The sequence below is a fragment of the Pseudomonas putida group bacterium ESBL64 genome (assembly GCF_045277175.1).
Classification (GTDB): Bacteria; Pseudomonadota; Gammaproteobacteria; order Pseudomonadales; family Pseudomonadaceae; genus Aquipseudomonas; species Aquipseudomonas alloputida.
Genome location: NZ_CP145799.1, coordinates 4431180 through 4442997, shown reverse-complemented (window position 1 = coordinate 4442997; position 11818 = coordinate 4431180). Strand labels below are relative to the sequence as shown.

General features: G+C 61.9%; 7 protein-coding genes. 2 read left to right on the top strand and 5 right to left on the bottom strand.

All coding sequences use genetic code 11. The features are described from left to right. Nucleotides 1-29: 29 nt before the first annotated feature. Nucleotides 30-866, bottom strand: coding sequence for a 23S rRNA (adenine(2030)-N(6))-methyltransferase RlmJ (locus V6093_RS20180; protein ID WP_003249430.1), 837 nt, complete (start codon nt 864-866; stop codon nt 30-32). Nucleotides 867-972: 106 nt separating this feature from the next. Then, nucleotides 973-2451, bottom strand: a complete 1479-nt coding sequence (gene putP / locus V6093_RS20175; protein ID WP_003249420.1) for a sodium/proline symporter PutP — start codon at nt 2449-2451, stop codon at nt 973-975. Nucleotides 2452-2806: 355 nt separating this feature from the next. Between putP and putA the strand changes: the two genes are divergently transcribed. Beyond that, complete coding sequence (putA, locus tag V6093_RS20170) at nt 2807-6760, top strand: trifunctional transcriptional regulator/proline dehydrogenase/L-glutamate gamma-semialdehyde dehydrogenase (RefSeq protein WP_276216421.1); 3954 nt, start codon at nt 2807-2809, stop codon at nt 6758-6760. Between the two features lie 536 nt (nt 6761-7296). Here the strand turns inward: putA and V6093_RS20165 are convergent. Continuing rightward, nucleotides 7297-7980, bottom strand: coding sequence for a hypothetical protein (locus V6093_RS20165; protein ID WP_406669593.1), 684 nt, complete (start codon nt 7978-7980; stop codon nt 7297-7299). Nucleotides 7981-8122: 142 nt separating this feature from the next. Between V6093_RS20165 and V6093_RS20160 the strand changes: the two genes are divergently transcribed. After that, entirely contained in the window at nt 8123-9925 is a 1803-nt protein-coding gene (locus V6093_RS20160) for an acyl-CoA dehydrogenase (RefSeq protein ID WP_108078316.1), read from the top strand. Here V6093_RS20160 and V6093_RS20155 read toward each other — a convergent pair. Both V6093_RS20155 and V6093_RS20150 read right to left on the bottom strand, forming a co-directional pair. Next, the gene (locus V6093_RS20155; protein ID WP_406669592.1) at nt 9922-10854 is read right to left on the bottom strand and encodes a DMT family transporter; all 933 of its coding nucleotides are present in this window, start codon (nt 10852-10854) and stop codon (nt 9922-9924) included. The genes V6093_RS20160 and V6093_RS20155 overlap by 4 nt on opposite strands. 2 nt (nt 10855-10856) lie before the next feature. Continuing rightward, complete coding sequence (locus V6093_RS20150) at nt 10857-11813, bottom strand: 2OG-Fe(II) oxygenase (RefSeq protein WP_406669591.1); 957 nt, start codon at nt 11811-11813, stop codon at nt 10857-10859. Between the last annotated feature and the right edge of the window lie 5 nt (nt 11814-11818).

The following is an 11818-nucleotide window of genomic DNA, read 5'->3' as shown; positions in this document are numbered from 1 at the left end:
TGTTCGCGGGTAAACCCGCGCCTACAGGTTTACTCGGCGATCAGCCAGTCCATGCGATAACTGCCGGCGGTCTGTGCCAGCTCTTTGGCCAGCCATGGCAGCAGCTCCTTAAGTTCATCCTCCAGCCCCCACGGCGGGTTGGCGATGGCCAGGCCAGAGCCGTTCAGCCCCTGAGGGCTGTCCTGGTGATGCACATACAGCTCAACCCGCAACAGTTTCGGCGCGCCAGTGCTGGTCAGGTCCTGGTAATAGCGGGTCAGCGAACGCTGGTCTTTGATCGGGTACCAGATGGCCACAACCGTCTGGCGCATGCGGCCGATCGCCTCTTTCATGGCAGTGGTGCAGCGCTTGAGCTCATCGGCCTGCTCGAACGGCGGGTCAATCAGCATGATCGCGCGCTTTTCCTGCACCGGCAGCAAGGCCCGCGGCACATGCCAGCCTTCACCCAGGTGCACGGTCACGCGCGGGTCTTTTTTCATGTTTTCTTTAAGGAGCGGCCCGTCTTCGGGGTGCTTCTCGTTGAGCAGGGCGCGGTCCTGCTGGCGCATCAGGCGACGGGCCAGTTCGGGCGACCCCGGGTAGTAGCGCAGCTCGCCATCGGCATTCAGGCGCTTGATGATGCGCAGGTAGTCGTCGGCCATGGCCGGCAGGTCATCGCGATTCCACAGGCGGGCTACGCCTTCCAGGTACTCGCCGGTACGGCTTGCCTGATCGCCCTGCAGGTCGTACAGGCCGAGCCCTGCGTGGGTATCGATATAGGCGAACGGCTGCTCCTTGCGCGACATCAGGGCGATGAGGCGGGTCAGCACGATGTGTTTGAGGACGTCGGCGTGGTTGCCGGCGTGGAAGGCGTGACGATAGTTCATGGCAACTCCTGCGAAGGCGGCAAGTTTACCTTGCCTTGCAGGCGGAGTCAGGCCTGGCTGCTGATTGGCGGCACCCGCAAAGCAGGCACCGCCAATTCAACGGGTGTTACTTGTCGGCGTGATACGCCGCATCAGCTGCTTCGAAGCGCTTGACCATCGCCTGCGAAGGGCTGCCCAGCTTGCTCACCAGAACAATGGCGATGCTGGCGAACAGGAAGCCCGGGATGATTTCGTACAACCCGAGGGTGTCGAAGTTCTTCCACAGGATCACCGTCAGCGCACCCACCACGATACCGGCCAGCGCACCGTTACGGGTCATGCCTTTCCACAGCACCGAAATCAGCACCACCGGGCCGAAGGCGGCACCGAAGCCGGCCCAGGCATAGGCCACCAGGCCCAGCACGCGGTTTTCCGGGTTGGAGGCCATGGCGATGGCGATCAGGGCCACGGCCAGCACCATCAGACGGCCGACCCACACCAGTTCGACCTGCGAAGCATTCTTGCGCAGGAAGGCTTTGTAGAAGTCTTCGGTCAGGGCGCTGGAGCACACCAGCAGCTGGCAGCTCAGGGTACTCATGACTGCGGCCAGGATGGCCGACAGCAGGACACCCGCAATCCATGGGTTGAACAGGATCTTGGCCAGCTCGATGAACACACGTTCGTGGTTCTCGCTAACCGGGCCTGCCAGTTCAGGATGAGCCGAGAAGTAGGCGATGCCGAAGAAGCCAACGGCGCAGGTACCCGCCAGGCACAGGATCATCCAGGTCATGGAAATGCGGCGCGCCTTGGCGATGGACTTCACCGAATCAGCGGCCATGAAGCGCGCCAGGATATGCGGCTGGCCGAAGTAACCCAGGCCCCAGCCCATCAGCGAGATGATGCCGATGAAGGTGGCACCCTTGAGCATGTCGAAGTTCGCCGGGTTCACCGCCTCGATAGCGGCGAAGGTCTGGTCGAAGCCACCGGTGGAGATCAGCACGATTACCGGGGTCAGGATCAGCGCGAAGATCATCAGCGAAGCCTGTACGGTATCGGTCCAGCTCACCGCCAGGAAGCCACCAACGAAGGTGTAGGCGATGGTCGCCGCTGCACCAGCCCACAAAGCGGTTTCGTACGACATGCCGAAGGTGCTCTCGAACAGACGGGCACCGGCCACGATGCCGGAGGCACAGTAGATGGTGAAGAACACCAGGATGACGATGGCGGAAATGATACGCAACAGCCCGGTATTGTCTTCGAAACGGCTGGAGAAGTAGTCCGGCAGGGTCAGCGCGTCACCATTGTGCTCGGTCTGCACGCGCAGCCGGCCGGCCACGAACAGCCAGTTCAGGTAGGCACCCACCGTCAGACCGATGGCGATCCAGGCCTCGGACAGGCCCGCGAAGTAGATGGCACCGGGCAGGCCCATCAGCAGCCAGCCACTCATGTCGGAGGCACCGGCAGACAGCGCGGTAACCACGCTACCGAGGCTGCGACCGCCCAGAATGTAATCGGAAAGGTTGTTGGTAGCGCGATAGGCGGCGAAGCCGATCAGCACCATTGCTGCGATGTAGATCACGAAGGTGATCGTTAGTGGATTGCCCATGCGTGTGCCCTGGCGTTTGTTTTTATCATGCGCAACCACAGCGATGGCGGTTGCACCCAGGCGGCGAATGCTATGCAACAACGCAAAGAAGGTGCAACCATTTTTCTTTTGCAAGTTGCACCTGCCCGTGCATTTTCCGACAAAGCCCACTTCTTGCTCCTTTCGGGAGCAAAAAACCGCTTTTTCAGAATAAATCGCACCGAAAGCGCCCCTTTTCAGGGTATGGGAATAGCTGTCGGACGAGTTGCACCTTTCACACGAAAAAATCGGGTTGCACCTGGTTGCACCCGAATTGTCCTACAGATACTCTTGACGCCAGCTTAGGCCACAACCGTGGCAATAACGAGGATAAGAAATGGCGACTACCACCCTTGGGGTCAAACTCGACGACCCGACCCGTGAGCGACTCAAAGCAGCTGCGCAGTCCATTGACCGCACGCCGCACTGGTTGATCAAGCAAGCGATCTTCAACTACCTGGAGAAGCTCGAGGGTGGCGCCACCCTGACCGAACTCAACGGTCATGTCAGCAACCTGGCCGACGATGCCGGTGAAGTCCAGGCCGACCACAGCCACCAGTGCTTCCTCGAATTTGCCGAAAGCATCTTGCCGCAGTCGGTACTGCGCTCGGCGATCACCGCTGCCTACCGCCGACCGGAGCAGGAAGTGGTGCCGATGCTGCTGGAGCAGGCGCGCCTGAGCGCGCCACTGGCCGAGGCCACCAACAAGCTGGCCGCGGGCATTGCAGAAAAGCTGCGCAATCAGAAAAGCGCCGGCGGCCGTGCCGGTATCGTCCAGGGCCTGCTGCAGGAGTTCTCGCTGTCGTCTCAGGAAGGCGTGGCGCTGATGTGCCTGGCCGAAGCCCTGCTGCGTATCCCCGACAAAGGTACCCGTGATGCGCTGATCCGCGACAAGATCAGTACCGGCAACTGGCAGCCGCACCTGGGCAACAGCCCGTCACTGTTCGTCAACGCCGCCACCTGGGGGCTGCTGCTGACCGGCAAGCTGGTCAGCACCCATAACGAAACCGGCCTCACCTCCTCGCTCACCCGCATCATCGGCAAGAGCGGCGAACCGATGATCCGCAAGGGCGTCGACATGGCCATGCGCCTGATGGGTGAGCAGTTCGTCACCGGCGAGACCATTGCCGAAGCCCTGGCCAACGCCAGCCGTTTCGAGGCCAAAGGCTTCCGTTACTCCTACGACATGCTCGGCGAAGCCGCACTGACCGAGCACGACGCGCAGAAGTACCTGGCGTCCTACGAGCAAGCCATCCACTCGATCGGCAAGGCCTCGCATGGCCGTGGCATCTATGAAGGCCCAGGTATCTCGATCAAGCTGTCGGCACTGCACCCGCGCTACAGCCGCGCCCAGTACGAGCGCGTGATGGAAGAGCTGTACCCGCGCCTGCTGTCGCTGACCCTGCTGGCCAAGCAGTACGACATCGGCCTTAACATCGACGCCGAAGAAGCCGACCGCCTGGAGCTTTCGCTGGACCTGCTCGAACGCCTGTGCTTCGAGCCATCCCTGGCTGGCTGGAACGGCATCGGCTTCGTTATCCAGGCCTACCAGAAGCGCTGCCCGTACGTGATCGACTACGTCATCGATCTGGCCAAGCGCAGCCGCCACCGCCTGATGATCCGCCTGGTAAAAGGCGCCTACTGGGACAGCGAGATCAAGCGTGCCCAGGTCGAAGGCCTGGAAGGCTACCCGGTCTATACCCGCAAGGTGTACACCGACGTGTCCTACGTCGCCTGCGCCCGCAAGCTGCTGGCCGTGCCAGAAGCCATCTACCCGCAGTTCGCCACCCACAACGCCCACACCCTGTCGGCCATCTACCACATTGCCGGGCAGAACTATTACCCGGGCCAGTACGAGTTCCAGTGCCTGCACGGCATGGGCGAACCGCTGTACGAGCAAGTGGTCGGCAAGATTGCCGATGGCAAGCTGAACCGCCCGTGCCGCGTGTATGCACCGGTCGGCACCCATGAAACGCTGCTGGCCTACCTGGTGCGCCGCCTGCTGGAAAACGGCGCGAACACCTCGTTCGTCAACCGCATTGCCGACCACTCGATTTCCATCCAGGAACTGGTCGCCGACCCGGTGGCCAGCATCGAGCGCATGGGTACCCAGGAAGGCAGTATCGGCCTGCCGCACCCACGCATTCCCCTGCCGCGCGACCTGTATGGCACCGAACGGGCCAACTCGGCCGGTATCGACATGGCCAACGAACACCGCCTGGCATCGCTGTCCTGCGCCATGCTGGCCACCGCTCACAATGACTGGAAGGCTGTCCCGCTACTGGCCTGCGCCGCCAGCGAGAGCGCTGCCGCACCGGTGCTGAACCCGGCAGACCACCGCGACGTCGTCGGCCATGTGCAGGAGGCCACCGTTGCCGACGTGGACAACGCCATCCAGTGCGCACTGAACGCCGCGCCGATCTGGCAGGCCACCCCGCCAGCCGAGCGTGCTGCCATTCTGGAGCGCACCGCCGACCTGATGGAGGCCGAGATCCAGCCGCTGATGGGCCTGCTCATCCGCGAGGCCGGCAAGACCTTCGCCAACGCCATTGCCGAAGTGCGTGAAGCCGTGGACTTCCTGCGCTACTACGCGGTGCAGGCACGTAACGACTTCAGCAACGACGCCCACCGCCCACTGGGCCCTGTGGTGTGCATCAGCCCATGGAACTTCCCGCTGGCGATCTTCACCGGCCAGGTGGCCGCAGCCCTGGCTGCCGGCAACCCGGTACTGGCCAAGCCTGCCGAGCAAACCCCACTGATCGCCGCCCAGGCCGTGCGCCTGCTGCTGGAAGCTGGCATCCCAGAAGGCGTGCTGCAGCTGCTGCCTGGCCGCGGTGAAACCGTCGGAGCCGGCCTGGTCGGGGACGAACGCGTCAAAGGTGTGATGTTCACCGGCTCCACTGAAGTGGCCCGCCTGCTGCAGCGCAACGTCGCTGGCCGTCTGGACAACCAGGGCCGCCCGATCCCGCTGATCGCCGAAACCGGCGGCCAGAACGCGATGATCGTCGACTCCTCGGCACTGACCGAACAGGTCGTGATCGACGTGGTGTCCTCGGCCTTCGACAGTGCCGGCCAGCGTTGCTCGGCCCTGCGCGTACTGTGCTTGCAGGAAGACTCCGCCGACCGCGTAATCGAGATGCTCAAGGGCGCCATGGCTGAAAGCCGCCTGGGCTGCCCGGACCGCCTGGCCGTGGACATCGGCCCGGTGATCGATGCCGAAGCCAAGGCTGGCATCGAGAAGCACATCCAGGGCATGCGCGAGAAAGGCCGCCCGGTCTACCAAGTCGCTATTGCCGATGCTGCCGAGATCAAGCGTGGCACCTTCGTCATGCCAACCCTGATCGAGCTGGACAGCTTCGACGAGCTGAAGCGCGAAATCTTCGGCCCCGTGCTGCACGTGGTGCGCTACAACCGCCGCAATCTGGACCAGCTGATCGAGCAGATCAACAACTCCGGCTACGGCCTGACCCTCGGCGTGCACACCCGTATCGACGAGACCATCGCCAAGGTGGTGGAAACCGCCAACGCCGGCAACATGTACGTCAACCGCAACATTGTGGGTGCAGTGGTGGGCGTGCAGCCGTTCGGTGGTGAAGGCCTGTCGGGTACCGGCCCGAAAGCCGGCGGCCCGCTGTACCTCTACCGCCTGCTGTCGACCCGCCCGGCCGACGCCATCGGCCGCCACTTCCAGCAGCAGGACGGCGAAGGCAAGCCGGATCGCACCCTGCACGAACAGCTGGTCAAGCCACTGCACGGCCTGAAGGCCTGGGCCGAGAACAACCAGCTGGCCGACCTGGCCGCGCTGTGCAGCCAGTTCGCCAGCCAGTCGCAGAGCGGCATCGCCCGCCTGCTGCCTGGCCCGACCGGCGAGCGCAACAGCTACACCATTCTGCCGCGTGAGCACGTGCTGTGCCTGGCCGACAACGAAACCGACCTGCTGGCGCAGTTCGCCGCAGTACTGGCCGTTGGTAGCTCGGCGGTGTGGGTTGACGGTGAACCGGGCAAGGCCCTGCGCGCCCGCCTGCCACGTGAGCTGCAGGCCAAGGTGAAGCTGGTCGCGGACTGGAACAAGGATGAAGTGGCATTCGACGCCGTGATCCACCATGGCGACTCGGACCAGCTGCGCGGCGTATGCCAGCAGGTGGCCAAGCGTGCCGGGGCGATCGTTGGGGTGCACGGGCTGTCCAGCGGTGATCACCAGATTGCGCTGGAGCGCCTGGTCATCGAGCGCGCGGTGAGCGTGAACACTGCAGCGGCAGGCGGTAACGCCAGCCTGATGACCATTGGCTAATGGCTGAGGGTTGTTGAAGAAGAAGGAGAGCCTCGGCTCTCCTTTTTTATGCGTGCATGTCCTGAAGCAGGGGCTGGACTAACAGGCGCTCACCAGAACGTGGTCATGCCAACGGTGACTTGGGTGTCTTCTGTTGTTACCGTTTATCCCCTGGAAATTCTCGGCTGCCTGGGCCGGTCCTTTCGCGGGTAAACCCGCTCCTATACACATGCACAGGCCGTCGTGTAGGAGCGGGTTCACCCGCGAAGAGGCCGGACCTGCCGGCCAGTTTCTACCCGTCGTTCACCGTTGCCGCCACCACCGTATTCGCGGGTAAACCCGCGAATACACCGGATCAGTGCCGGACACAGGTCGGGGGTTGGACACAGGCCGCTGTAGGGTTTACCCGCGAAAGGACCCGTCCAGACAGACATATAAAATAGCCTTGCAGGAGGCTTCTACCCCAGCATCGTATTGTCTTCAAGGAAAGCGGAAGCGCGGTGTGGATCGGGGACTATCCGGAGCTCCCCTCCGACAGAGCTTCGGCCAAAAATTGCTCAAACCATTGGTGAAAGCGCAATCAAAGCAAACAGCTGTGCTGCCATAAGCGCAATACCCAGCAGCATCCAAAGCCAATTGGCCAGCGCGAACCGGCTGTTGGCCTTCCCTTCTTTGTCACCCGCACAGAAATTGATGCCCTTCTGCATGAACACCAGAATGATCAGCCAAGCTGCCTGAATGGCTAAGCCCGCAAAATAGGCCGGCCACAGCTGGCCTTCCAACACGACGCTGGCAACCACCCAGACAACGCAAAAACCGTAATAGCCCAGCGTGAGCCCCAGGATGGACCACGGATAGGTTTTACCTGAGTCGCGAATATGGTCATTTACCCTTCTCAATAATGGATAGATGAAGAACACTGCAAAAGCGCTTCGCCAGAACGGACTTACGCGCTCTCCCGTTTTCTCTCTATGCAGACTCCAACTTTGATAGAAGCAGTAAACCCAGTAGAAGCCCAAGGTAAAGAAATTCATTACACCAAATTTCATGGGTGAGACTACGAAGAAGGGAACCTGGTTGCCGTTGGCCTCAGCCAAGTCAGCGTGGTGGGCATCACTCATCTGAAACGTTTCCTTGTGAACACCAAAACGCACATTCAAGGCCAACTGATATTCGATCCGCAGCAGTCCATTTCCGATCTGGATTGTGGGAAACGTCTCCATATTCTCCCGAGCAGGCATTACACGACCTGACCTTGCGTTGGTTTCACCAATAACCGGCAGGCTTCCCGGCGTTCTCAACCCATATCACGCAAACCTATTAACCTGTCCCCAGTCTCACCACGCTCCTACACTCGCAGCATCCCGCCTCAGGACCGCCACCATGCCCGAGACCTTGCTCAGCCCCCGCAACCTCGCCTTCGAGCTCTACGAAGTCCTCGACGCCGAAGCCCTGACCCAGCGCCCGCGCTTCGCCGAGCACAGCCGTGAAACCTTCGATGCGGCACTGACCACCGCCCGCACCATCGCCGAAAAGTATTTCGCCCCGCACAACCGCAAGGCCGACGAAAACGAACCACGCTACGTGGACGGCCGCGCCGAGCTGATTCCCGAGGTGAAGCCCGCCGTCGATGCCTTCCTCGAAGCCGGCTTCCTCAACGCCAACCGGGACTTCGAGGTCGGCGGCATGCAGCTGCCCAGCCTGGTCTCGCAAGCCTGCTTCGCCCACTTCCAGGCCGCCAACGCCGGCACCACGGCCTACCCGTTTCTGACCATGGGCGCGGCCAACCTGATCGAGAGCTTCGGCTCCGATGAACAGAAGCGCCTGTTCCTGCAACCGATGATCGAGGGCCGCTACTTCGGCACCATGGCGCTGACCGAACCCCACGCCGGCTCGTCGCTGGCCGACATACGCACCCGCGCCGAACCAGCAGGCGACGGCAGCTACCGGCTCAAAGGCAACAAGATCTTCATTTCCGGCGGCGACCACGAACTGTCGGAAAACATCGTGCACATGGTGCTGGCCAAGCTTCCGGACGCCCCGCCCGGGGTCAAAGGCATCTCGCTGTTCATCGTGCCCAAGTACCACGTAAACCCGGACGGCAGCCGTGGCCCGCGCAACGATGTGCTGCTGGCCGGGCTGTTCCACAAGATGGGCTGGCGCGGCACCACCTCGACCGCGCTGAACTTCGGCGACAATGGCCAGTGCGTCGGCTATCTGGTCGGCCAGCCGCACCAAGGCCTGGCCTGCATGTTCCAGATGATGAACGAGGCGCGGATAGGCGTAGGCATGGGCGCGGTGATGCTGGGTTACGCCGGCTACCTTTACTCCCTGGAATACGCTCGCCAGCGGCCGCAGGGCCGGCTGCCAGACAACAAGGACCCACACAGCCCGGCGGTGCCGATCATCGAGCACACGGATGTGAAGCGCATGCTTCTGGCGCAGAAGGCCTACGTAGAAGGCGCCTTTGACCTGGGCCTGTACGCCGCGCGCCTGTTCGACGACACCCATACGGCCGCTGACGAAAACACCCGCAAACTGGCGCAGGACCTGCTCGACCTACTGACCCCGATCGTCAAATCCTGGCCCTCGGCGTTCTGCCTCAAGGCCAACGAATTGGCGATCCAGATTCTTGGCGGCCACGGCTACACCCGCGAATACCCGGTGGAGCAGTACTACCGTGACAACCGCTTGAACCCGATCCACGAAGGTACCGAGGGTATCCAGTCGCTCGATCTGCTCGGTCGCAAGCTGGCACAGCACAATGGTGCCGGCCTCAAGCAGCTGATCCGCCTGATCGCCACCACCTGCGAACGTGCCAGCCATCACCCGAACCTTGACCCACTGCGTCAGCCGCTGGAGCAACTGGCCAACCGCCTGCAGGGGGTCACCCTGGTCCTGCTCGGTGACCTCGCCCACGGCAAAGTCGCTGGTGCCTTGGCCAACTCTGCCTTGTACCTCAAGGCCTTCGGCCACTGCGTGATCGGCTGGCGCTGGTTGGAGCAGGCGGTTCACGCCGAACTTGGTCTGCTCAAGGGAACCGCTGCTGATCGCGACTTCTACCTCGGCAAGCTGCAAGCTGCGCGTTTTTTCCTGACCTGGGAAGTACCGGGCTGCCACCACGAACTGGCTCTGCTCGAGGCGCGCGACAACGCCTGCCTGATCATGCAAGAAGCGTGGTTCTAAGGGGTGTCTCCATGTTCGACGCCCGCTTCCTGCCCCGACCTGCGTGGGTTACGCGTAATAGCGAGGCCTGTCGCGACCACTGCGATGCCCACATAGGTCGTCCAGTGGATTGCGTCGCCGAACATCAGCGCGGCCCACAGCAGCGTGACCGGAGGCTCCAGATAAACCAGCGCCGACACGCGGGTCGCCGACAGTTTTGTCAGCAATATCCAAAGGCTCAAGTAGGCGATGAAAGTCGAGAACAACGTCAGCCAGGCAACTGCCGCCCACACCTGCGTACTGGCAGGCACTTCGATCAAGCCCAGCGGCAAGCCTGTGGCAGTGAGCAATACCAGCGTCGCAGTGGACTGCAGAAACAGCGGCATCAGCAAGCCATCCTTGCTGTGTTCTGTTGCCATGACCGATTGCCGCCGCTGATAGAGAGTGGCGATGGACAGCGTGATCGCGGCGACCAGCGGCAGCGCGTACTGCCAGAGGTCCAGCCGGGTGGTGGAGAGGTTGTACTCACCGAAAATGACCACGCTCACGCCAGCAAAGCCAACCCCAAGCCCCACCCACTCCTGGCGGCCGCTGCGTTCTTGCTGGCCCCTGTTGCTCATGGATGCCGTGATCAATGGCTGGAGCGCGCAGATGATGGCGGCTATTCCTGCCGGCAGCCCGCTCCGGATGGCGATATATACGCTGACCAGATAAGCGAACTGGGCTAAAAAGCCTATCACCGTGTTGTAGCGCACCTGCGCCCACGACAGCGTACGCAAGCGATGCACCACGAAAGGCAGCAGGCAGATGCTGACCAGCAGAAACCGCCAGAACAGCAGGTTTATTGCGCCAGCCTCCTCCGTGCCCAGGCGGGCACCAATGAAGCCTGAACTCCACGAAAGAACAAAGATGACTTGCAGCAGAATCAGGTATGGCGCACTGCTTGGCATGATCACGCCCCTGTGTTGTGCAGTTCCTCGAACGTGATCGGCTCGATACCGATACGTGCATATTGTCGGGCGGCCGACCGCCGCAAGGCCCAGTGCAACCCCAGCCAGTTGGGGATGGTCGTCGCAATGCCATCGTCGGAGGCCAGGTGCCAGAAGCGGTTGGAATCGTCACTGAAGCAGGGGCAGTGGAAGGACAGCACCAGCGACATGCGTCGGCCACTGAGGACAGGGCGAACACCGTGGAACAATCGACTGCCGTAGATGAACAAGGCATCACCCGGCTGGTCCAGCCGGGCGGTTTCAAAAGTTCGGTAATCCAGGGCGTCAAAGGTATCGACGGTACCGTTATGGAACAGAAACTCTCCCCCGCTGTAGTCGGAGCGATCCGATAGCACGATGTTCAATACATAGTTGGTGCCGTCTGTGTGCCACATACCCAGTTGCTGCTGTTGCTCGGCTGGCTTTGGATAGAAGTAGTTGATCTGCGAGCGGGCATTAAGCATGGGGTAAGGTACAAGCGGCACGCCCGCAATACGCGAGACCGCCAGCAGGAATGCGCGGCTGCACATCATGTCGTTGAGAAACGGCGACAGTGCGGTCACCCCTCGCGTACGCCGGGATATGATCCAGTCACTGTCCCCGGCCCCCTGCTCCAGACGAGAACAGATGTCTTGCAACACCGCGACACCCTCGGCAGTGAACAAGCGTTGGACCACTGCCACCCCGGTGATGGTATCCACCGCAATTTTTTTGTGCGGGCTGTGGGCATAGCCCAGCTGATCAAGTGTCCTGGTGCCGCTGACGTTGCAGCCTTGACTTAGCAGGTCGTCACGCCAGGCTGGCTGCTCGCCCAACCAGGTCAGTGAAGACCTTGGTGCGCGTTTCAACGTCGACTTGAGTGCCAGCTTCACGCGGCCAAAGCCGCGTTCGAACAGGGGTAAGCTGTCTGAGTGATTCATGATCT

Coding starts and splice junctions, on each gene's coding strand:
- V6093_RS20180 (WP_003249430.1), bottom strand. CDS start 866: ATGAACTATCGTCACGCCTTCCACGCCGGCAACCACGCCGACGTCCTC.
- putP (WP_003249420.1), bottom strand. CDS start 2,451: ATGGGCAATCCACTAACGATCACCTTCGTGATCTACATCGCAGCAATG.
- putA (WP_276216421.1), top strand. CDS start 2,807: ATGGCGACTACCACCCTTGGGGTCAAACTCGACGACCCGACCCGTGAG.
- V6093_RS20165 (WP_406669593.1), bottom strand. CDS start 7,980: ATGCCTGCTCGGGAGAATATGGAGACGTTTCCCACAATCCAGATCGGA.
- V6093_RS20160 (WP_108078316.1), top strand. CDS start 8,123: ATGCCCGAGACCTTGCTCAGCCCCCGCAACCTCGCCTTCGAGCTCTAC.
- V6093_RS20155 (WP_406669592.1), bottom strand. CDS start 10,854: ATGCCAAGCAGTGCGCCATACCTGATTCTGCTGCAAGTCATCTTTGTT.
- V6093_RS20150 (WP_406669591.1), bottom strand. CDS start 11,813: ATGAATCACTCAGACAGCTTACCCCTGTTCGAACGCGGCTTTGGCCGC.